The following is a 23,356-nucleotide window of genomic DNA, read 5'->3' as shown; positions in this document are numbered from 1 at the left end:
TAAGACATTTGCCTATGAAGGGAGAAATTGAATGAACAAAAAAGCACAGACCTTTGCACAGCTGGCGGAGAGCACCGCCAGTCAGCTTACCGGCAGTTTTGCGGAGTGGACACACTTCTTGGAAACCGCCGCCAGGCTCTACAAATACCCTTACGACGAGCAAGTCCTCATCTACGCCCAGCGCCCGGAGGCCACGGCCTGCGCCGGTTACGACGTGTGGAAACAGCGCATGGGCCGGAGGGTGCGTCGGGGCTCCACGGGTATCGCCCTGCTTGACATCAGGGAGAACAGCCGTGGGATTCGATATGTGTTCGATATTGCCGACACCGTGGAGCGGGAAGGGAGCCGCCGCCCCTACTTGTGGGAGTACCGCAGGGAACATACCGAAGCCGTGACTGCCGCCCTTGGGGAAAAGTACGGCGTTACCGATGAAGGCGGCCTGCCCTACCAGCTGGAGGCCATTGCCCGGGAGCTGGCCGCCGAGTATTGGTACAGCCACATGGAGGACCTCCTGGCGAGCGTCCCGGGCTCGTTTCTGGAGGATTATGACGAACTGAACATAGAGACGGCCTTTCGGGACGCCGCCGCAGTCAGCACGACTTATGCGCTCCTGTCCCGCTGCGGGCTGAACGCGGGCAAGTTTTTCACCCATGAGGATTTCCGGCCCGTGTTCGGTTTCAACACCCCGGACACGGTGGCTGCCCTGGGAACGGCGGTCAGTGAAAACAGCGAACAGGTCCTGCGGCAGATAGAAGCAACAGTCAAGAATTATGAGCGCGGCAAGCGCATGGAGAGGAGAGAGCTTTATGGAGAACAAGCTGACCTACAGGCAGGAGGGGGACTTCCTGCTGCCGGAAATAGAGGCGGAGGCGCCGCCGGTATTGGGGAAATACGGACGTATGAGGGAGAGGTATCTCCGGGAGGAACGCCCGGTGCTGTACAACCGGCTGCTGCTGTCCGGGAAGCTCTGGCCGCACCTGAAGGAAATCGAGCAGACGGCGAACCAGCGGTTGGAACAGATAATGCCGGAGCTTCAGAAGTCCATGGGCCTTACGGAGCAGCTGAAGGCTCAGGACCCCATGAAGTGGGTGGGCCTGATGAACAACGCGAAGGCGAAAGCGGAGGAGACGATACTCGGCGAATTGATTTACAGTTAGGCACAGACGGAGAAATACCCAATCTGTTCGACCTTGCCGGGTCCACTATACCGCTGGTAAGGGAGCCGGCCGCAAGCGCCGCTCCCCTTCGCCCCCTGGTGGCTCAGGACGTGATTAACGAGGCCCTGACCCGGGAGGACAGGGAGATCATGGAGAGCCGAACGCTGGAAACTTCCAATGAAGAGTCTGCCGCGCAGCGGTATCAGGTTGTGATCTACTGCTCATATAAAAATGGCTTTGACGAAAAACTGGAGTATCGAACGCTTAACGAGGCACAGCAGACAGCCCGGCAGTACATTTCCGGGGAGATGGAGGACGGCTTTCAGTATGAGGGTGCGGGAGTTTATGACTTGCAGGAGCGCCAATGGCTCTATGCAGAGGGGCATTTCCCGGTGCTGGAGGGAGATAAGGAGCTGCCGTATCTTCCTTATAAAATAGAGGAAAAACCGGCGCTGGCAGAGCAGACCCCCACCGTCCGGGAATTGTACGATAAATATAAGGCAGATATCATCACCGCCCTTGCCTCAGACCAGCCATACCGCAACGCCTGCCAAAATTCCAACAAAGATACCGCATATTTGGAGGGCGAAGCTGCTATCAAGCGTGTGGTGCTTGCCATCGGGGACGATACCCTTACAAAGCTCTATTTTGATAACACCAAGTTCCACAATGATCTCCACCGGGAGACGCTGGATAAAACATATCCGCTTTTTTCTCAGCAAGAGCAGGAATCACAAAATAAGTACAAGCCGCAGGACGTTCCCTATATCTTCTGCGAGTGGAGCGAAAGCGATGTATTCCAAAACAAAACAGCATATTCGCTGGCAGAATTTGACCGGCTCATGAAGGAGCGGGACAGCACTTACGTCGAAAAACAGGCGGAAGGAGTCAAAAAATACGGCACCTGGCAGAAGATGTACGACTCGGACGACCCGGAATATATACCGTATCTGGGCTATGAGAAGGTCAAATTCACTCTGGTCCTGCCGGATGGGCGCACCTTTACGGAGCGCCAGGATATTGGCGATGGTGACGGCGGCGTGGTGGATTTTCTCAGTCAGTACGACAAATACAGGGAGATTATTCCACTGCTGGGAGAGAGCTTAGAAAGCGTTGAACCCATTGAACCAGAGCAAAACGGCCCCCTGGCAACGGAACAGAACACTTCTGCACAGCCCCATGAACTGCCTGTGCAGAAGCTCCCCGCCGATACGCTTACACCTGATCCCGTGCCGCAGGAACCAGCCCCGCAAGACACCGCTCAGCCTGACAACCCACAGTTTACTACGAAACCCGTTGCCATCTACCGTGCCGAAAAGAATAAACTTCCCTTTGACGTGATAATAGAAACGATACACGTTGAAGAACCCCAGCGCGGCCCTGCCCCTCAGAACTTCCACATCACCGATGATAAATTAGGTGCTGGCGGCGCAAAAACGAAATACCAGATGAATATGGCAGCTATAAAAGCCCTGCATGATATTGAGCAGGAGAATCGCCCTGCAACCCCGGATGAGCAAGAAACCCTCTCCAAGTATGTGGGCTGGGGCGCTCTTGCCGACGCTTTTGACGAAAGCAAGCCCGCCTGGACCAGCGAGTACAAGGAGCTTTTGGAAAGTCTTACCCCCGAGGAATACGAATCCGCCAGAGCCTCCACACTAAATGCCCACTACACGTCCCCCACCGTCATTAAGGCCATGTATCAGGCTCTGGAAAACATGGGCTTTCACGGTGGCAATATCTTGGAGCCCTCCTGCGGCGTAGGCAATTTCTTCGGTCTGCTGCCGGAATCCATGAGCGGCAGTAAGCTATACGGTGCGGAGCTGGACGGCCTCACCGGGCGTATTGCACAACAATTATACCCCAACGCCCACATCGAAATCAAGGGATATGAGAGCACCAGTTTTCAGAATAACTCCTTTGACCTTGCCATTGGCAACGTGCCCTTCGGAAATTATCAGGTTTATGACCCGGCTTATAACAAGCTGGGCTTTTCTATTCACAACTACTTTTTTGCCAAGACCATAGACCAAGTTCGGCCCGGCGGTATCATTGCCTTTGTCACTTCCCGATACACTATGGATTCAAAATCTACGCAGGCAAGGGAGTACATGGCGCAAAGGGCTGAGCTGCTGGGTGCTGTCCGTCTGCCTAACAACGCTTTCCTTGCCAACGCCGGGACCGGGGTGGTGACGGACCTTCTGTTCCTGCAAAAGCGGGAGCGGCCCATCGCTGACCTGCCGGATTGGGTCTATACTGAAAAGAACAAAGACGGCTTTACCATCAACAGCTACTTTATCGACCACCCTGAAATGATTTTAGGCGAGCAGTCCTCTGAGAGCACCCAATATGCAGGGCAGGAGTTTACCGTGAATCCTCTCCCCGGCGCTGACCTGGGCGAGCTGCTTGAAGAAGCCATCACGCGCATTGACGGGCATTACATGGAGGCTGAAACCGTGCAGGTCGAGGACGAAAAGCAGCAGGAAACCCTCCCCGCCGACCCGGACGTTAAGAACTTCACCTATACTATTGTAAAGGGTGACGTGTACTACCGCCAGGATTCCGTCATGGTAAAGATGGAGTTAGGCGCGACCGCAAAGGCCCGCACCGTGGCCCTTATCAACCTGCGGGACTGCACCCGGCGGCTCATCAGTGAGCAGCTGGACAGCTGCACCCCAGAGGAAAGCATACGGCATACCCAAGAGGAGCTCAACCGGCTCTATGACAGTTTTTCCAAGAAATTTGGCCTTATAAACAACAAAATAAACGAGCGGACCTTCTCCCAGGATTCTTCCTACTACCTATTATGCGCTCTGGAAATCCTGGACGATGAGGGCAAATTTGTACGAAAATCGGATATGTTCACCAAGCGCACCATCTATCCCCACCAGGAAATCACCCACGTAGACACCGCGACAGAAGCCCTCGCCGTTTCCCTGGGCGAACGTGCGCGGGTGGACATTCCGTTCATGGCGGAGCTCACCGGCAAGGCAGAGGAGGAAATCATCAGCGGCCTGCAGGGCCAAATCTACCGCGTCCCACTAAAAGAACCGCCTGTGTACCAGACCGCAGACGAATACCTCTCCGGCAATGTCCGGGAGAAGCTGAAAATAGCGGAGGCCGCGGCAAGTGTTGATCCCGCCTATCAGGTCAATGTAAGCGCTCTGGAGGCCGTACAGCCCCGGGACCTGGACGCTTCGGAAATTGCCGTCCGGCTGGGTACGGATTGGATGGACCCGGAGTACATCGGGCAGTTCATGCACGAAACGCTCAGGACCCCTAGCTATGCCAGAAATGAGGTCCATGTGCAGTATTCGCCCATAGTCCACGCCTGGAATATCAGCAATAAGACCCACATCCGCAAGGACGATGTGGCGGCACACAGCACCTACGGCACCCCTCGGGTCAGCGCCTATAAGCTGTTGGAGGACGCGCTGAACCTGCAAAATACCAGGGTATATGACACAGTAGAGGATGCGGAAGGAAACGAGAAACGTGTGCTCAACGCCAAAGAAACCACCCTTGCCCAGCAAAAGCAGGCCATGATAAAGCTTGCATTTCAGGATTGGATATGGCGTGACCCTGACCGCCGGGAAAAGCTGGTGCGTAAATACAACGATGAGATGAACTGCATCCGCCCCAGGGAATATGATGGGAGCCACCTTGTGCTGGCTGGCATGAACCCGGAGATACAGCTTGAGGAACATCAAAAGAACGCTATTGCCAGGGCAGTATACGGCGGCAATACACTGTTCGCCCACTGTGTGGGGGCGGGCAAAACCTTTGAAATGACCGCCTCCGCTATGGAAATGAAACGGCTGGGGCTGTGCTCCAAATCCATGATTGTGGTCCCGAACCACCTGACCCAGCAGTGGGCCAGCGAGTTTCTCCGGCTCTACCCCAATGCAAATATCCTTGTTACTACTAAGCGGGATTTTGAAAAGGATAGGCGCAAAAAGTTCTGCTCCCGGATTGCGACTGGCGACTATGACGCGGTTATCATCGGCTACTCGCAGTTTGAGAAGATCCCCATCAGCAAGGAGCGCCAGCTTGCGCTTTTGCATCAGCAAATTGACAGTATTGTGGCTGGCATTGCTTTGGCAAAAGCTGAAAACGGCCAACATTTTACGGTGAAAAACTTGGAGCGTACTAAGCGAAGTTTAGAGGACCGTCTAAAGAAATTGCAGGCTGACCACCGCAAGGACAATGTTATAAACTTCGAGGAATTGGGTATTGACCGGCTGTTTGTGGACGAATCAGATTGCTTCAAAAATTTGTTCCTCGCAACAAAAATGCAGAATGTGGCGGGCCTCTCCACCTCGGACGCGCAGAAATCCTCGGATATGTTCAGCAAGACGCGGTATCTGGATGAAATCACCGATTATAAAGGCGTGATTTTCGCCACAGGCACACCCATTTCCAACTCCATTGCGGAGATGTTCACCGTCCAGAGATACCTACAATACAACGCCCTGGAAGCTATGCACATGGAGCATTTTGACAGCTGGGCCAGCCGGTTCGGAGAAACAGTCACCACCATGGAGCTGGCCCCCGAGGGGACGGGCTACCGCCCCAGGGAAAGGTTTGCGAAGTTCTTCAACCTGCCGGAGCTCATGAACATCTTCCATGAGGTCGCGGATATCAAGACCGAAGATATGCTGAACCTGCCCACGCCTGACGTGGAGTTCCACAATATCGTGGCAAAGCCTACAGAGTTTCAGAAAGACTATGTGCAAGAGCTATCGGAGCGGGCTACCGCCGTGCGCAATGGAGATGTGAAACCCACTGAGGATAATATGCTTAAAATAACAAATGACGGTAGGAAATTGGGGCTGGACCAGCGGCTGATTTCTCCCTTTGCGGAGGACGACCCGGCCTCAAAGCTCAACCTGTGTGTGGAAAACATCATGAAGTTTTGGGAAGAAGGTAAGGAAGAAAAGCTCACCCAACTTGTTTTCTCTGACCTCTCTACCCCGAAAAAAGACGGTACTTTCAATGTGTACGATGACATAAAACGGAAACTCATAGAACGCGGCGTCCCGGAAAATGAGGTGGCTTTTATCCATGACGCGGAATCGGAGGTCAAGAAAAAGGAACTGTTCGCAAAGGTTCGCGGCGGTAAGGTGCGGGTGCTTATCGGCAGTACACAGAAACTCGGCGCGGGAACCAATATCCAGGACCGCCTCATAGCTCTACACCATCTTGACGTGCCTTGGCGGCCCCGCGACCTGACCCAGCGCGAGGGTAGAATCAAGAGAAGGGGCAATCAGAACGAGGTAGTTCACGCCTTCCGTTATGTGACAGAGGGTACATTTGACGCTTATTTGTATCAGACCGTTGAGAAAAAACAGCAGTTTATAGGGCAGATCATGACCTCAAAATCCCCTGCCCGGACCTGCGACGATGTGGACGAGGCGGCGCTGTCCTATGCGGAGGTAAAGGCCCTCTGCGCCGGGGATCCGCGTATCAAGGAACGCATGGAGCTCGACGTGGACGTGGCAAAACTACAGGTCATGCAGGCCAGTCACCGCAGTCAGCAGTATAATTTAGAGGACAAGCTCAGAAAGTATTTCCCCCAGGAACAGCAGCGGCTGGAGTGGAGAATCGAGGGCATCCAGCGGGATATGGCTACTCTGGCGGCGAATCCCCTGCCAAAAGATGATTACAGAATAGAACTGCTGGGGCAGCGCTTTGACGAGCGGAAGGCCGCTGGTGTGGTACTGCTGAAGGAATGTAAAAATGTCAAGGTGTACACGACGGTACCAGTTGGGGAATATCGGGGGCTAAAGCTGTTTGTTAAGTATCAAAATTTGCTAAGTAATGTGCAAATTGTTCTCAAGGGTGCGGTGGAATATGCCTTTGACGCAAGCGATTCCGATATAGGTAACATTGTCCGACTGGACAACGCCCTGGAACGTCTGCCTGAAGAACTCTCTAAGGCCCAGGCCAGCTTGGAGAATGTTAAGCAGCAGATGGAGAGCGCAAAAAGTGAAGTGGGCAGGCCGTTCTCCCAGGAGCAGGAGCTCAAAGACAAGCTGGCGAGGATAGTCAAGTTGGAGGTGGCGCTGAAGATGGAGCATAACCCTCCTGAGACTATGCACCGGGAAACTGCACCGGCACAGAGAATCAGTGAAACGGTGGCGCTGTAGGCAGACGTGCCGGTATCTGCCGTAATATACATTTAAAAGAAACGCACAGAGGGCGGGGCCGGAAACGGCCCCGCTTTTTTTTGTGCCATTTTCTGAAAGGGGAAATGCTGTGCGCAGTGACAAATCCTGTGAGAAACTGAAAGCAAAACAGGAGCCCGACAGGCCGTTTTCAATGCTTTTCTATAGAGAGCAAATGAGACTTTTTGAAAACGCCGCACCGGGCAGCGCCCAAAAAACCCAGTAAATAAGCCAGATTCCGGGTTTTGAAATTTTTTGAAAAATGAGACTCAAATGAGACTTTTACATGTTATAATATGTATTGTAAAGAAGTGCAGAGAGGCGGGACCGGCAGCGGCCCCGCTTTTCTGCGCAAATTTTTTGAGAGGGGAAATGCCGTGAAAAAAGTGATGACCTTGAACTCTGACAACATTTTTCCCGCCCCAAGAGCGCCCCCTTCGGGGGCTTTTTTCATGAAAATTATCGCTGGAAAGAAGGTGAAAACCATCGCAAAAAAGGAAAATACCGTGAATATTTCGGCGCCGTTCTCCCCGGATAAGTACGCCGCCCTGATTGTCTACGCGAACAAACGCGGCGAGAAAGTGGAGGATTATGTGGCGGATTCTTTGGAGGCCTGGTACCGGAAAAAGGTAAATCGCCATATTCGGGAGTACCTGGACGCGAAGTATGAGCTGGAGTTCGGGGCCCCGCCGGGGCCTCTTAATATTCCGGCCACAGAGCCGGAGGAGAGCGACGACGTGCCCCCATCGGAGAGCTGACGGGGGGCGAAAGTGCGGCCGCAGGCCGCACAAGTGCTGAAAGCGGCCGAAGGGCGTTTTCAGTACCAGCCAGCATCGCATTTGTCGGACAAAGCGTCGGACATTCTGTCCGACACTTTGCCCGCAACTGCCCGCTGGCGCGGCTGGCCAGGGGCGCTGCCCCTAAGACCCCGATTTAGACTGCCCCGGCGGTTTTGGAAAGGAGCTGCTGCACATAAGAACAAATAGGACGCAGAGAATCACTCTGCGGTTAAGCGAGGCGGAAAACAGAAGAATTACAAGGAGCGCCCGGTCCTGCGGACTTACGAAGTCCGCTTACGTCCGTCAGCTCATAGTTGGATATAAGCCCAGGGAATCCCCGCCCGCCGATTACTTTGCCATGACCCGGGAGCTCAGGGAGATCGGCAACAACCTGAACCAGCTTGCCTTTGTGGCGAACGCCACCGGCCTTATCGATGAGGACGCCTATTATGAGCAAGTGGCACGTTTGCGGGAAAGTCTGCGGCGAATTGAAAAGGCGGTGACAGGTAAGTCAGATGGCACAGACGAAGATATGGAAGATTGACAATCACTTAGCTCGGTGCGTTAGGTATGTTATGAACCCCGAGAAAACCCAGGATGGCAAACTGGTCTCCGGCGTGAATCTGTTTATCCCTCCCAAAGACTGGCAGTCCCCTACCAACCAGATGATAAGTACCAAGCTGCGTTTTGACAAACAAGGCGGCAGACTGGCGTATCACCTGGAGCAGGGCTTCAAACCGGGAGAGGTTACGCCGGAGACAGCTCATCAGATTGGGGTGGAGCTGGCGAAGGAGCTGTTCGGGGATAAGTATGAGGTCGTGGTCGCTACCCACGTTGACAAGGAGCATATCCACAACCACATACTTCTAAATTCCGTCTCCTTTGTGGACGGACGCAAGTTCCACCAGCCAAACGCCATGTACTACGACCGTATCCGCAAGGCCTCCGACCGGCTCTGCGAGAAATACGGCCTTTCTGTTATAAAGGAGGCGAAGAAGTCGCGCTATGAAGACTACCCGGCCCAGAACCATAAGGAGCCGCAGTCCTCCCCCACGGTCCACTCCGTCATGTACGGGGACATAGACCGGGCGGTGGAGGCCGCAAAAGACCTGGAGGATTTCTACCGTATCTTAACCCGGATGGGTTACCGGATCAGGCGGGAGGGTAAGTACCCGGCCATCTCTCCCGAAGGGCACGGCTTTTTCCGGCTGTACAAATTTAAGGAAGGGTATACCGAGGAGGATATCCGCAGGCGTATAGCTGAGAAAAAAGTTTACCGCGAGCCAAAGAAGGTCTACGGCGCGTGGAGGAATCAGGAGGAGCGGCGCGCGTACCAAAAGCGGTACACCGGCTACTATGCCCGGAGATATGACCGCCGCGGGCTCAACTACACCTATCTGCACTACCGCTATATGCTCATAAGCATACGGCGGCAGACCTATCCGTACTATCCCACCGTGGAGCAGCGCAAGGCCGTTGCCAAGCTGGAAAAGTATTCCCGTGAGGCGCGGCTGCTGGTGCGGAACAAAATTCAGACGAAGGAGGAGCTTTGTAGGTATCAGTCCGATTTAGGAGAGCGTATTCACGCGCTCCACAAAGAGAGGTGGTATCTGAAACAGGATTTGCAGAAGTGTTCCGATGAGAGTGAAAGGCAGGTGATACAGGAGAAGATTTCAGAGATCAGCCGCCGGCTGAAACCGCTCTACCGGGAGCGCAGCCTTTGCAGGGATATTGCAGAGCGCTGTTCCTCGGTGACAGCGGCGGTGGGCCGCGAAAAGGAATACGCCATGCGCGGCATGGCCCATGAAAGGGGGGAGGGATCATGGACAACACGTCAGAGGCAATAGATAGGGCGCTGATACAGGCGTATCTCAAAGAGAAGGGAAAGGTGAAAAATGTTAGCAAGTGAAAAGAAGCTCAAGGCCCGGCACCGGGAGAAAAACTACTTTAAGCGGCCCCGCTCTACTCAAGATTTAATCCCCATCGATACCGTCTACCCGGATGGGATGTTCCTCTCGAACGGCGGCATTTACTCCAAAAGCTACCGCTTTTCTGACATAAACTACGACACGCTGGAGGACAAGGAGAAGGAAGGTATCATCCGGGCCATGAAGTCCATGGCGCAAAAGTGCACCTTCGGGGAACTGGCGCAAATTACGCTGGTGAACCGGCACATTAACCGGGAACTGCTGGACAAATTGCAGTATCCGGAGCAGGAGGACGGCCTGGACGGCCTGCGCCGGGAGATGAACGGCATACTGGAAAGCCAGGCCGGGCGCGGCAGCGGTATCATACAGGAGCGGTACTTTACCATGTCGGCCAGCAAGCCCACGGCCCGGGAGGCTCAGGTGCACTTCGATCGGGCCGGGAACGAAATCGGCCTTGCCTTTGCGGGTATGGGGGCGCAGTTTACCCCCGTCAGCCTGTCAGAGCGCCTGAGAATACTCCACGACTTCTACCGCCCCGGCGACGAGAACTACTGGCAGTTCGACTTTGAGGACCACAAAAAGCGCCGGAGCAGCTTTAAGGACAGCATTGCGCCCATGAGCTTCCTGCCCGCGCCGGATTACTTCAAGATCGGCTCCCGGTACGTGCGTGTGCTTGCCATGACGAAAATGGCCGCCTGGGTGGACGATATCACCCTCACGAACCTCATTGGGCTGGACACGGAGATGGTGCTGTCCGTGAGCTTCATGCCGGTGACGACGGACGAGGCGGTCAGGCACTATCAGCGCAAGCTGGATTCTCTGGAAACAAACTCAATGCGCTTTCAGCAGAAGCAGCTCCAGCGGACGCATATCGCCGCGCCTGAGCCCTATAACTTCCGCAACGAGCGCACGGCTATGACCGACAGCCTCAACGATATCACCGTCCGTGACTGCGGGCTGGTGGTGGTCGCCGTCACCCTGGCGCATATGGCGGGCTCTCTTGAGAAGCTGGACTCGGACACGGAGCTTATCCGCAGCGTGGTCCAGGGGAATAACTGCGAGCTCAATATCTGCACCGAGCAGCAGCTGGACGCTATTAACACAGTGCTGCCCTTCGGGCTGGACAGGATTTCCATCGACCACAGCCAGACAACATCGACACCGGCAGCAGTCTGATTTGTTACTCTCTCAGCGGCCTGCGGGACCAGATGAAACCCATAGGGACGCTCATCACCCTGGACCACCTGCTGGGCCGTGTAATGCGGAACTATAAGGCTGGGAAGATAACCTTCGTATATGCGGACGAGTTCGCTATCCTGTTCCAGGACGAGGACACCGGCAGGTTTTTTGCCAACCTCTGGCGAAGAATCCGTAAGTATAACGGCTACTGCACAGGGGCTACACAGAACTGTGAAGAAGTGCTGGACAGCGAATCCGGGCGGGCTATGCTCTCCAACACGGACTTTGTGGTCATGCTCAACCAGTCCCCCTCCAACGCCCAGCGGCTCTCCGAACTGTACAATATTACGGAGAACCAAAGGACCTACTTCACCAACACCCAGCCCGGGCATGGCCTCATGAAGATCGGCGGGGCCATGATCCCCTTTATAAGCACCGTACCTGCCGATACCAAGCTGTACGGGCTGCTGTCCACCAATCCGAGAGAAGGGAGATGGAGCTAAGAAAAAAATTTAAGAAATACCTAATTATAGGTTGCAATTTCATTTGCAGTGTGGTATAATAGACTCAAAGAAAGGAGCGGGTCAAAAATGCAAACCACAAACACACTGCAATACAAAAACTACACCTGTCAAGTCATTTATTACAATGTCAGGGACCAACTTACCGGGCGGGTGCTGGGGATGAGCCAGATTCCCAATGTCAGCGCCCGGAGCCTGGATGAGATAAAAGAGGAGTTCCACAAGGCGGTTGATGATTACATTGCCGCCTGTGAGAAGAACGGCAAACAGCCCGAAAGAGCTTTTACCGGGAACTACAGTGTCCGAACTTCTCCGGCTGTCCATGAAGCGCTGGCCCTATACGCGGCCCAGCAGGAGGTCAAGTTCTCACAAGTCACTCAGCAGGCTATGAGTGAATTTATCGAAAACCATGACATTGAAATACCGAACAGGGAGGAAAACTGACATGAAAAAACTGATTGCAACCTTACTGACACTGGTTCTTACGGTCTCGACCATAACTGTCGGCGCTTCTGCGGCGGCTGAGAAATTCACAGATGTAAACTCTAACAAGTGGTACTACGCGGCGGTGGACTACGCCGTGGGCGAGGGGCTGTTCAGCGGAACCTCCGCTGTCACCTTTGCCCCGAACGGTTCGATGACCCGGGGTATGTTCGTGACGGTGCTGGGGAAAAAGGCGAAAATTGACGGCAGCGCATACCCGGGCAGCAGCTTCTCGGACGTAAAGGCCGGGAAATGGTACGCGCCCTATGTGGAGTGGGCCTCCGGGAACAATATCGTCAACGGCATAGGCGGCGGGAAATTCTCCCCGGAGGGGAACGTCACCCGGGAGCAGATGGCCGCTATCCTCTACAACTACGCCAAATTCACGGACTGCGACCTTACGGTGCAGGCCGGTCTGTTGGAGCAGTTCCCGGACGGAGACAAGGTGTCAAAGTACGCCAGGTACGCCATGGAGTGGGCTTTGACCCATGGGGCTATTAACGGTAACGGCGGCAGGCTGGACCCGCAGGGGAAAGCTACCAGGGCCCAGGTGGCGCAGATCTTCTATAACAGCCGGGAACTGCTGGATAACTCCGGCAGTGAGAACCCCCAGCCGCCTACCCCCTCTCCCAGCCCTTCCCCCTCGCCGTCTCCGTCCCCCTCTCCCTCTCCGTCACCCTCTCCCGACCCCGACAAGCCGAGAATTGAGATAACGGATGAGGTTAGGGCCAAGCTCAAACCCAATCAGGACCCGGAGAAGATTCTGGACTATGTTCTGAACGGCAAACATGACGACCCAACCTTCCCCTACAATGGGACTACGGCTAAGTGGGACCCAACACTGGTAAATTCCAATGATGTTGGCTTGAGGTCAATAGGTAGCTGGGAGAACGTAGAAGATGAATCCAGGAGCAGCTCCGCCATAGGCAATGGGTGCGTGAAATTCCTGACCCGTACCGCCAGCGACCGTTTCTATATCACCGCGAACGAGGAAGATGGGTGCTTTGTCCTCTACTACCACCCGGCAGAGGTAGAAGACAGCGATAAAATGCTCCAAGTGAAGCAAGCTCTGAATCTACCAAGCCATATCAAATATGACCGCAGCCTTTGCTATGAAGGAGCGGGCTGGGCGGGTCCGATATCCTGGGACCTGTACGGCGCAAAAGGGATAGCCGAAGATATAGAGTATGTGCTGACCGATATGCACCAAGCGATTCAGTATTATATCACCGAGCCCGAGCCGGGCGTGTTCTACCTGCTGTACGGCGAATAAGCAATACACTCAAAAGCCCTTCTGGAAACAGAGGGGCTTTTCCTATGCCCATTGAAAGGGGGGATGTGGAGAAAATTTCTATGTGCAGTGAAAGGGGGAATGTGGAGAAAGCATAGTTTTAAGCCATTACACACCAATTATTCAAAATTAGAAAGGATGAGCTTATGCAAAAAAACATCAAAAGAATACTGTCACTGGTACTGGTCATAGTGCTGTGCTTCAGCGCTGTGCCGTTATCTGCCTTCGCGACTGATGAAGTCCTTGATGGACCCTATGAGGTCGTAGAAGCAGAGGAAACGCCCTTGATGGAGCCCGATGTGTACGAAGAAGTTCCCCCTGGGGATGAAATTGCAGAGGAGCCTTCCGGGGAGCCCGGGGACATCCCCGAAGAAAACGACCCATATGAGGTGGAAGGGACGGAAATAGGGGCCGTTAAGGTATGGCCAACCCCCATGCGCCGCGCGGCTATGGCGGCTTCTGTTGGCTCAAGCTCTGTGCTCAAAATAGGGAATAACTGCTTCTCCAGCGAAGTTGGACTACTGCCGACCCTCAATCTGGAGGTCCACTATCTTCCAGCGAAAACAATGCTCTCAGGGAGTACACATGTCGCAGCATACTGCCTGGACGCCCACCTGGGGGCTACGGACGGTGCCAATTACACCTGGTCCGACCTGTCCAAGAATAACCAGTACACAATATCGGCTATTTTGGCTCTGGGCTTCCAGTGGAACAGTTCAAGCGTGTGGTCCGGCCCCAGCGACAATGCCGACAAGTGGGCGGTTACACAGATTTTGGTATGGGAAGCTGCGGCGAATAACATATTCCTACAGGCCAATGGGCTCTACGGCGTTAAGAGCAGTGTTGACGCTGATATAAACAAAGCGGCGACTCATGCTTACAATCCCAGCAGCTTTAAGTCCTACTATGAAGGAATAAAGAAAAAACTAAATGATTTTTTGAAGATACCCAGCTTTGCCAGTAAAGAGGCAAGCAAAGCTGAAACCATCACCCTGCGCTGGGATGGGAGTAAGTATAGCGCTACCGTGACCGACAGTAATGCTGTGCTGAGCAACTTCGATTTTTGGAATAGCATTCCGGGCGTAAAGGCGTCTGCAAGCGGCAATTCGCTGACTTTGTCCACTACGGAACCCATCCTCAGCCCAAAAACATCTTCCAAAGTTGATACCAACGACCGTCTGGCTGCCGGTGCAGGCGCAGTAGCAGTGTGGCGCACCAGCGACAGCAGCCAGCAGGATTTTGCGACCTATAATGCCGCTGGCGGCGAGCCGGTAAGCTGCTACATCAAAGTCAAAACCGACGCGGTAGGCAGCGCTGGCATCGTCAAGACTGCCGAGGACGGCAAGGTGGAGGGCCTCCAGTTCCAGATAACCGGCAGCGACGGCAGCAGCACCACCAAGACTACCGACGCAAACGGCAATATCGATATTGAGGGACTGCCCATCTACACAGCGGATGGGAGCAAAATCACCTACACCGCCACCGAGGTCAACGTACCCAATAAGTATGTCAAGCCCGAGTCCCAGACCTTCCAGCTTTCCGAGGGCCAGACCGCTTCGCTACAGTTTGATAATAAGCTCAAGCGCTGGCGAGTGACTGTCACCAAGGTGGACAGCGCGACCGGCTCTACAGCACAGGGCAACGGTTCTCTGGCTGGAGCGAAGTACGGTGTATACAAGGGCAATGAGCTCATTAAGGAGTACACCACAGATGAGAACGGCCAGTTTACAACCGACTACTACCCCTACGGCGAGGACTGGACCCTCCGGGAGATAAGCGCCAGCGAGGGCTATAAGGTAAGCTCCACGGCAACCAAGCTGTGCGAGATTCCTGCCGGTACCAATGACGAATATAACGACAACACCGCCCGCGTGACCGAGGAAGTCATGCGCGGCGGTGTTTCTGTTGAGAAGCGGGACAGCCAGACCGGCAGCACTCCCCAGGGTGACGCCAGCTTTGCGGGTATCGTTTTTGAGATTATCAACGACTCCGCGAATCCGGTTCATGTAGATGGTAAAGTTATAGCGCCGGGAAAGGCAGCCAAGGAGATCACCACCAACGCCCAGGGCTTTGCGACCACAGGCCCCAATTCTCTGCCCTACGGCGATTACATCGTGAGGGAGAAATCCACCAACGCTTCCATGCTCAAGACCTTTACAGAGGAAATCCACGTAGCGGTTTCGGAGGACGGAAAAGTATACAGCTTCACGGCGGAAAATGACGTGGTGCGGGGCGGCATTGCCATCGAGAAGCACGACAGCCAGACCGGAGCAACGCCCCAGGGCAATGCCGATTTTGCGGGTATCACCTTTGAAATCGTCAACAGCAGCGTAAAGGCGGTCGTGGTAGATGGGACAACCTACGCCCCCGGTCAGGTGGTCGCTACCTTGACTACCGATGAGAACGGACACGCCAGCACTGCCAATGACGCTCTGCCCTATGGACGCTATCTCGTCCGTGAGAAAGCTACAAACAGTTCCATGCTCCTGACTTGGCGGGAACAGCTTGTAACCGTCAGCGAGAATAAGAAGGTGTACTCCGTCACTGCCGTTGACGATGTAGTACGCAGCGGTTTGGCAGTGGAGAAGCGGGACAGCATTACCGGCTCCACCCCCCAGGGTGACGCTGGCTTTGAGGGGATAACCTTCGAGGTCATTAACAACAGCAAAAACCCGGTTATCGTCAACGACAAGAGCATAGCCCCCGGCGAGGTTGCGCTGACTCTCACCACCGACAGCGAGGGCAGGTGCAGTACCGCAAACAACGCCCTGCCCTTCGGGGAGTATATCCTCCATGAAAAATCCACCAATGAGTCCATGCTGAACACCGCTCCCGACCAGACGGTTATCATCGGTGAGCACCTAAAGGTTTATACCCATCAGATGGACAACGAGGTGGTCCGGGGCGGCGTTCTCATTGAGAAACGCGACTTGGAGTCTCAGCTGCTGACCCCCCTGGGCGGCGCAAGTTTGGACGGCACACTCTTTGAAATCACCAACAAGAGCAAGCGGGCGGTTTACGTTGACGGCGCACTCTATGAGCCCGATACCGTCTGCCTGACCATCGAGGTCAAGGACGGCATTGCACAGTCCGACGTGCGGGCCCTGCCTTACGGCACCTACAGCATGGTTGAGTCCAAACCCGGCACCGGCTATCTTTGGACCGACAAAAAGGTGCGCGATTTTACTGTCCGCAAGGACGGCGAGGTCACAGAGTTCCGCGAGGGTGACGCGGCCTACAATCAGGTCAAGCGCGGCGACCTCAAGTTCGTAAAAGTTGGCGAGGACAACATGCACCGCTTCGCGAACGTGGCCTTTAAGCTGACCTCTCAGACCACCGGCGAGAGCCATATTCTTGTCACAGACCAAAATGGAGAAGTCAGGACCGAGACCAAGTGGAACGCCCATACGCTCAATACCAACGGCAATGATGATAAGCCCGAGGGCGAGTGGACGGACGAGGCGGGCACCTGGTTCGGCAAGACCACCGAGGACTGGATGGTGGAAACTCAGGACGGCCTCTGTGCTCTGCCCTATGACTACTACACGTTGGAGGAACTTCGCTGTGAGGGCAACGAGGGCTATGCTCTAGTGACGGTTCCCAACATTTTCATCAGCCGGGACAGCACCGTTATCGAGTTGGGAACTATCGATGACAAATATGAGGGTAAAGTGGAAATCGGCACCACCGCCACCATTGACGGCGAGAAAGTCAGCGAGCCGCTGTCCGAAGTCACCATAGTGGACACCGTGCGCTACTCTGGCCTGACCCCGGGCAAGACCTATAAGCTGTCTGGCGTTCTCATGGACAAGGCCACCGGCGAGCCCCTGACCATAGATGGCAAGCAGGTCACGGCTGAGAAGGAGTTTATTGCCAGGGCCGAGAGCGGCACCGAGGAACTGAGCTATACCTTTAACGCCTCCGCCTTGGCTGGCAAATCCGTTGTGGTGTTCGAGGACTTGTATGAGGGTGACACCAAAGTTACCAGCCATGCCGACATCGAGGATGAGGGGCAGACGGTTACCTTCACCGAGCCCAAAATCGGCACCACGGCTACCGCTAATGGTGAGCATACCGCCGAGCCGGTCGGGGAAATCACCATCATTGACACAGTGGCCTATTCCGGCCTGATTCCCGGCAAGGAGTACACGGTCAAGGGTGTGCTCATGGATAAGGCCACCGGCGAAAAGCTGCTGGTGGACGGCAAGGAAATCACCGCCGAGGCTGCCTTCCGGGCCAGCGAAGCCGAGGGCACCATCGACATACCTTTCACTTTTGACGCTTCTGCGCTGGCGGGCAAGACGGTTGTAGCCTTTGAAACGCTTTATCGGGACAAGCTGGAGGTTTGTGCCCATGCGGATATCGAGGACAAGGACCAGACCGTTACCTTCGGTGAGAAGCCCGAAATCAAGACCACCGCTACCGTGAATGGCGAGAAAAAGGCCGAACCCAAGGGCGAAGTCACCATAAAGGACACTGTTTCCTACAACAGCCTGACCCCCGGCAAGACCTACAAGCTGACTGGTGTGCTCATGGACAAATCCAGCAATGCGCCCCTCCTGGTGGACGGGCAGAAAGTCACTGCTGAGAAGGAGTTTACCCCCGAGAGTGCCAGCGGCACGGAAGAAATCACCTTCACTTTTGACGCTTCCGCTCTGGCTGGCAAGTCCGTGGTGGTATTTGAAAGCCTGAGTTATGAGGGTAAGGAAGTAACCGTTCACGCCGACATAAACGATGAGGGCCAGACCGTGGAGTTTGAAGGTCCCGAAATCAAGACCAAGGCCACCGTGAACGGTGAAAAAGAGGTTGACCCCCTGGAGAAAATCACTCTGACCGATACTGTGAGTTATAGAAATTTAACTCCTGGTTTGACTTATAAGGTCAAGGGTGTCCTCATGGACAAGGGCACCGGCGAGAAGCTATTGGTGGACGGTAAGGAAGTCACCGCCGAAAACATTTTTATTCCCGAGAAGTCTACCGGCTCTGTGGAGATGTCCTTTACCTTCCCCGCCTCTGCTCTGGCTGGCAAGACCATTGTTGTCTTTGAGAGCGTATACCATGAGGCAAAGGAGGTTGCTGTCCACGCTGACCTTGAGGACGAGGACCAGACCATTACCATCCGGCGCAAGGGCGGGCTGCTTATCCGCAAGACCTCTGAGGACGATTTTGTGGAGGGTATCTCCTTCATCGTCACTGGTGGGGACTACGAGGAAACCTTTGTCACCGACAAGCAGGGCGAGATTTATGTGCAGGACCTGCTCCCCGGGGAGTACACCGTCACAGAGGTGGAGAATGACGTGACCGCCAAGTACATCATTGAGGCCGGCAAGACCGTGACAATTAGTTCCGGCGATGAGCCTACTGAGGTAGAGTTCCACAACAAGCTCAAGCGCGGTTCCGTGTATGTAGTAAAGACCGCCGTGGGCGCTCCCGGCGAGAATCTTCCCGGCGCGGAGTTCGCAGTATACGCCGACGTGGACGGCAATGCCGAGTTTGACCCGGAGACCGATACCCTGTTCGGCAAGCTGGAATATGCAGAGGACCGCTATTCCCTGTCCGGCCTGCCGGTGGGCGGCTACTTCCTCCATGAGGAAAAGGCCCCGGAGAGCTATGCCGCCGATAAGGGGTACTACTTCTTTAAGCTGACCGAAAACGGCGAGCGCGTGGAGGTCGCTAATACCGCCGACAGAGGGGCCGGTTTTGTCAACGAAAGGCAGACCGGCTCCCTGCGTATCGTCAAGGTGGAGAAGGGCACAGACAAGCCCCTGGAGGGCGCTGTCTTCTGCGTCATGGACAAAAGGGGAGAAATGGTAGCCGAGGGCAGGACCGGCAAAGACGGTGTGCTTGTTTTTGAGGGCCTGCCTGTTGGCAGCTACACCTACCAGGAGGTCTGCGCCCCGGAGGGCTATAAGCTGGACGATACCGAGCACAAGTTTGAGATTGGCGGGAAAACGCTTACGGTGGAGGTTACCGTCGGGAATGAGAAGATACCCGCCACGCCCTCTACCGAGGTGCCCAAGACCGGCGATACCCGGCCCGACCCCTGGTTAATCGGCGGCGCGGCCCTTGCTATGCTGGCCTGCGCCGGTGGGCTTCTGCGGTATCTTTTCAAACGCCGCCGTAACTAAAAAAGGAGATGAATATGACGAAACTCAATAAACTGGCCGCTGTCTTTCTGGCAGCGGCCTTTGCTTTTGCAGGCGCGCTCCCCGCCGGGGCGGTGACCGTCGCCGACACGCCCGTCCCGGACCGAATATATTACCGGGAAACCGCAGGAGAGGCCTTCTCCGGCGAGTTTGCCATGGACAGGGAAATCACCAAAGTGGAGGCGGGGGAGGACCCCGCCTTTACCCTTTCCTTTGAGGGCAGCGCCCTCATTTTTGACGGGCTGACGCACTCCGTGGAGCAGGCCGTCAGGATAGTTTGCGGGGAGGAAGCCCTTGATAAAACGCTGAAGCTGGCCGTGTATGACCTGGTGGACATTGCCCCGGCAAAGAGCAGCCTGATCCTTACCGTCAAGAACAGCCGTACCCTGCAGCCTGTCCCAAACGTGGGCTACACGCTCTACCGGGGCACACAGGCCGTAAGGAGGGGCCTTGTCACCGACAGGCAGGGCCAGCTTACCGCCAGCGGCCTGGAGCCCGGGGACTATCTTCTGAGACCGTCCTCCACCCCCGGGGGCTATAAGGCCGCGCCCGGCGTGAAGTTCACCGTTACCGGCCTGGAAATTTCAGGCGGCGAAAAGGAGATACGCACAAGCGACGGCAAAAAGAATATTGCCGGTGAGAACGAAGTACTGATTGCCGGAAAGTTTTCGCCGGATATTGTCCTGACCGCCGGGCAGGACAAGCAGATCGGGAGCGTGACAGTGGAGTATGAGGACTTCGGCGAAGCGAAAAGCCTTGAATATTCTGCCCTGCACGCAGCCCAGGAGGAGCTCAACCGGCGCAAGAACAGCGGGGAAATACTGGGCCCGGTGCACATCACCTATGAATACGCTGAAAAGTCGGGCCGCAGCTATACTCAGTATCTCACTGAGAAGGAGCCGGAACCAACCCCGCCGGTAAATCAGGGCAATACGGTTACGAAGCCCACGCCAACGGCTGCGCCTACTCCGAAGGCCACATCTACAGCAGCACCCACTGCCGCCCCAAAGCCCACCGTCGTCCCAACTCCCGCGCCCGTCCCCGACGGGCAGCTCACCATAGCCTGCACCGCCGACAAACCCGGGCAGGCGTTTTCCTTTGAGGTAAGCGGGACGAAGCTTGAGGGCGGCAAGTTCAGGCAGGATTACAAGACTGATACAGACGGTAAGATTGCCGCAAGCCTCCCGGCGGGCAAATACACAGTCACTCCCAAGAGTGCGAAGGGCTTTGACCTGCCGGAGCCGCAGACCATTGAGCTTATAGGCGGCGGGAGCGCTTACCTGACCTTCAGCTTTGTGGCGAACCAGCGCGACCTCGCGCTGACTGTAGTTGACGACGACGGCCAGCCTGTGCCGGGTGTGACTGTCGGCCTGTTTGAGCATGGAGAAACACCTCTGCCGAAGGTCAAAAAGAATACTGAGAGCAGCGCCGACATTAGCGCGGCTCTGGTGCAAATCAAGGAGCAGAAAGCCGCCGATGAGAAGCTCGCCGACCCTTACACCAAGGCGAATGCGCTTTATGTTGGCAAGACCGGCGAGGACGGTACGGCGCTGATTCAAAATGTGCCGGTTTCTGGGTTCGCAGCAGTGCCAATTGAACTGCCCGATGGGTACTCTGCGGAGAAAATTGCTACTGAAATCACGGCTGGGCTTGAGGACAAATTTACTGTTGACTGCAAATATGTTGCGGTTGACATCTCGGTGTGGAGTTCCAACACCAACTCCCCGGTTGTGGGAGCGGAACTGACCCTGATGGACAGGGACGGCGAAAAGCTGACAGAGTGGATATCTGAGGAAGCCGCCCACCGGCTGATTAGAGTGCCGAAGGGTGAGTACAGGCTGGTTATATGCCAGGCTAAGCAGAACGATACCGTTGCTTTTGAGGTCGGCGGGGATGAGTCCGTACAGGAAATCCGGGCGGAAACCTATCTCCCCGGCGCGGTTGACGAAAACGCTCAGAGAAACATAGAACGAAGACTTATTTCTGTTATGCTCGCGGCCATTTTGATACTGGCGGTATTTGCAGCATGCGGCGGCACAGAGAAGAATTCCTCTAAGGCTCCGGAGAGTAGCTCCTCTGCCCCCAGTAGCTCAGAGGCCCAGAGCAGCACAACCGAAAGTTCCTTGGAAAGCTCTGATGACGGGGAGCCCTCGGGGAATGAGCCCATGAACCTGGTGGTGGCCTATCCGCTTATCAACGGCGTTCCCCAGGACAACAAGCTCATTGAAGCTGAGATAAACGAAATCACACAGGAGAAGCTAAACGATACCATAGAGCTCATGCCGATCTCCATGGGCAACTATCAGCAGCAGATGCAGCTGATGCTGGCCAGCGAGGAGAAGCTGGACTGCTTCGTTATCCGCTCAAACAGCTTCAACGCGTATTATTCCGCCAACCAGATGACCGATTTGAGCGATTTGATCCATGAGTACGGCCAGGGAATCATCGATGCCGTGGGCCAGAGCTTTATCGATGCCGGCAAACTGGACGGTAAGCTCTACGGCATCACCACCAACCGAGACTTGGCTGTCGGCCACGGCGGCCTAGTCGTCCGCCAGGACTATATGGAAGAGGCTGGCTATAAGAAAGAGGACATCAAGACTATCGATGACCTGGACGGCCTTTTTGCCAAGGTTCATGAGAATCATCCCGACGTACAGGTAATCACCAGCAACTCGGGCAGCTCTATCTATGGAACTCTGGGCATGAGCTTCGACCCGCTGACGGACGGCTTCGCAGTGCTTCGCAACTTCGGACTGGACGACCTAACTGTTGTGAACGCCTTTGCAACTAACGAGTATAAGGACTACTGTCTCCATGCCCGGAAATGGTATGAAGCGGGGTATATCAGCGCTGATATAGCCGCCGTCACCGAGGGCGGTCCTTCCCAGGTCAAGGCTGGACGTGCCTTTGCTTATAATAACCGCTATAAGCCCGGCGCGGACAATCAGGAGTCCAAAATGTGCGGCACTCCCGTTGTAACCCTGACGGTTCTGGGCGATGCTACCTATACCTCTATTCCTCAGAGCTTCATGTGGGGCATCCCCTACTCTGCCGAGAGCCCAGAGCGCTCCATGGAGTACTTGAACGAGCAGTACACAAACCCCGAAATCATGAACCTGCTGGCCTGGGGCATCGAAGGCACCCACTACGACATTACCGAGGATGGGCATATTACCGCTGCCGCCGCCCTCAACGGTGCCGAGTCCGGGTATAACCCCAGCGCGGGCTGGATATTCGGCAACCAGTTTATCACCCATGTTTGGGAGGGCGATGAATTGGATCTCTACAAAAACCTGAAGGCCTTTAACGACGGGGCCGACAAGTCCAAAGCTTTCGGTTTCACCTTCAACAGCGACAGTGTGCTGACAGAAATAGCCGCCGTGCAGGGCGTTTACGACCAGTACAAAATAGGTCTTGAAAGTGGGCTTGTTGACACCGAGACCACTCTGGACCAAATGCTTTCCGAGATGGAGAGTGCAGGCATTCAGAAGATTATAGACGAGAAGCAGAGGCAGCTCGACGAGTGGGCGGCCGCCAACGGAGTCTCCTAAGACAAATAAATGGTAGCACCGCGCGAGCCGTCATATCCCGGCGGCTCGCCGTGCTATATAGTTTATCAGAATGTTAAGCGTTTCAAGGGAGTGTGACTTGTTGAATACTTTAGTTTCCAGTGAAAAAAAGAAAACGGGCTCGGTATGGCGG

At 55.1% G+C, this 23,356-nt stretch carries 10 protein-coding genes; all 10 read left to right on the top strand.

From position 1 onward, the window contains the following. Positions 1 to 31: 31 nt before the first annotated feature. The 10 genes from ADH66_RS11975 (at position 32) to ADH66_RS21400 (ending at position 23,205) form a co-directional block, all read left to right on the top strand. Positions 32 to 7,306: an LPD25 domain-containing protein gene (locus ADH66_RS11975; RefSeq protein ID WP_456236481.1), complete on the top strand. Its 7,275-nt coding sequence runs from the start codon at positions 32 to 34 to the stop codon at positions 7,304 to 7,306. A gap of 470 nt (positions 7,307 to 7,776) precedes the next feature. Further along, positions 7,777 to 8,082: a DUF6103 family protein gene (locus ADH66_RS11970; RefSeq protein WP_157130694.1), complete on the top strand. Its 306-nt coding sequence runs from the start codon at positions 7,777 to 7,779 to the stop codon at positions 8,080 to 8,082. A 205-nt stretch (positions 8,083 to 8,287) separates the two neighbouring features. Then, the gene (locus ADH66_RS21810; protein ID WP_407922927.1) at positions 8,288 to 8,647 is read left to right on the top strand and encodes a plasmid mobilization protein; all 360 of its coding nucleotides are present in this window, start codon (positions 8,288 to 8,290) and stop codon (positions 8,645 to 8,647) included. Positions 8,648 to 8,678: 31 nt separating this feature from the next. Beyond that, positions 8,679 to 9,950 (top strand): relaxase/mobilization nuclease domain-containing protein, encoded by a 1,272-nt coding sequence (locus tag ADH66_RS11960; RefSeq protein ID WP_066540440.1) that lies wholly within the window; start codon positions 8,679 to 8,681, stop codon positions 9,948 to 9,950. Between the two features lie 48 nt (positions 9,951 to 9,998). Then, on the top strand, positions 9,999 to 11,207 hold the full coding sequence (locus tag ADH66_RS11955; protein ID WP_066540441.1) for a hypothetical protein: 1,209 nt from the start codon (positions 9,999 to 10,001) through the stop codon (positions 11,205 to 11,207). A 32-nt stretch (positions 11,208 to 11,239) separates the two neighbouring features. Beyond that, positions 11,240 to 11,713, top strand: coding sequence for a hypothetical protein (locus tag ADH66_RS11950; protein ID WP_066540442.1), 474 nt, complete (start codon positions 11,240 to 11,242; stop codon positions 11,711 to 11,713). Between the two features lie 87 nt (positions 11,714 to 11,800). Beyond that, complete coding sequence (locus tag ADH66_RS11945; protein ID WP_066540443.1) at positions 11,801 to 12,175, top strand: type II toxin-antitoxin system HicB family antitoxin; 375 nt, start codon at positions 11,801 to 11,803, stop codon at positions 12,173 to 12,175. Between the two features lies 1 nt (position 12,176). Beyond that, a complete protein-coding gene (locus ADH66_RS11940) occupies positions 12,177 to 13,487 on the top strand; it encodes an S-layer homology domain-containing protein (protein ID WP_066540450.1) in 1,311 nt (436 codons plus the stop codon). Positions 13,488 to 13,651: 164 nt separating this feature from the next. Next, entirely contained in the window at positions 13,652 to 19,633 is a 5,982-nt protein-coding gene (locus ADH66_RS11935; protein WP_066540451.1) for a VaFE repeat-containing surface-anchored protein, read from the top strand. Between the two features lie 14 nt (positions 19,634 to 19,647). After that, positions 19,648 to 23,205 carry a DUF3502 domain-containing protein gene (locus tag ADH66_RS21400; protein WP_066540452.1) on the top strand — a complete coding sequence of 1,186 codons (3,558 nt, stop codon included), beginning with the start codon at positions 19,648 to 19,650 and terminating at the stop codon, positions 23,203 to 23,205. Positions 23,206 to 23,356 lie beyond the last annotated feature (151 nt).

This window comes from Acutalibacter muris, assembly GCF_002201475.1.
Taxonomy (GTDB): Bacteria; Bacillota; Clostridia; order Oscillospirales; family Acutalibacteraceae; genus Acutalibacter; species Acutalibacter muris.
This window is presented reverse-complemented; position numbering and strand designations above follow the sequence as displayed.

Coding starts and splice junctions, on each gene's coding strand:
- ADH66_RS11960 (WP_066540440.1), top strand. CDS start 8,679: ATGAACCCCGAGAAAACCCAGGATGGCAAACTGGTCTCCGGCGTGAAT.
- ADH66_RS11950 (WP_066540442.1), top strand. CDS start 11,240: ATGAAACCCATAGGGACGCTCATCACCCTGGACCACCTGCTGGGCCGT.
- ADH66_RS11955 (WP_066540441.1), top strand. CDS start 9,999: ATGTTAGCAAGTGAAAAGAAGCTCAAGGCCCGGCACCGGGAGAAAAAC.
- ADH66_RS11935 (WP_066540451.1), top strand. CDS start 13,652: ATGCAAAAAAACATCAAAAGAATACTGTCACTGGTACTGGTCATAGTG.
- ADH66_RS11975 (WP_456236481.1), top strand. CDS start 32: ATGAACAAAAAAGCACAGACCTTTGCACAGCTGGCGGAGAGCACCGCC.
- ADH66_RS11940 (WP_066540450.1), top strand. CDS start 12,177: ATGAAAAAACTGATTGCAACCTTACTGACACTGGTTCTTACGGTCTCG.
- ADH66_RS11970 (WP_157130694.1), top strand. CDS start 7,777: ATGAAAATTATCGCTGGAAAGAAGGTGAAAACCATCGCAAAAAAGGAA.
- ADH66_RS11945 (WP_066540443.1), top strand. CDS start 11,801: ATGCAAACCACAAACACACTGCAATACAAAAACTACACCTGTCAAGTC.
- ADH66_RS21400 (WP_066540452.1), top strand. CDS start 19,648: ATGACGAAACTCAATAAACTGGCCGCTGTCTTTCTGGCAGCGGCCTTT.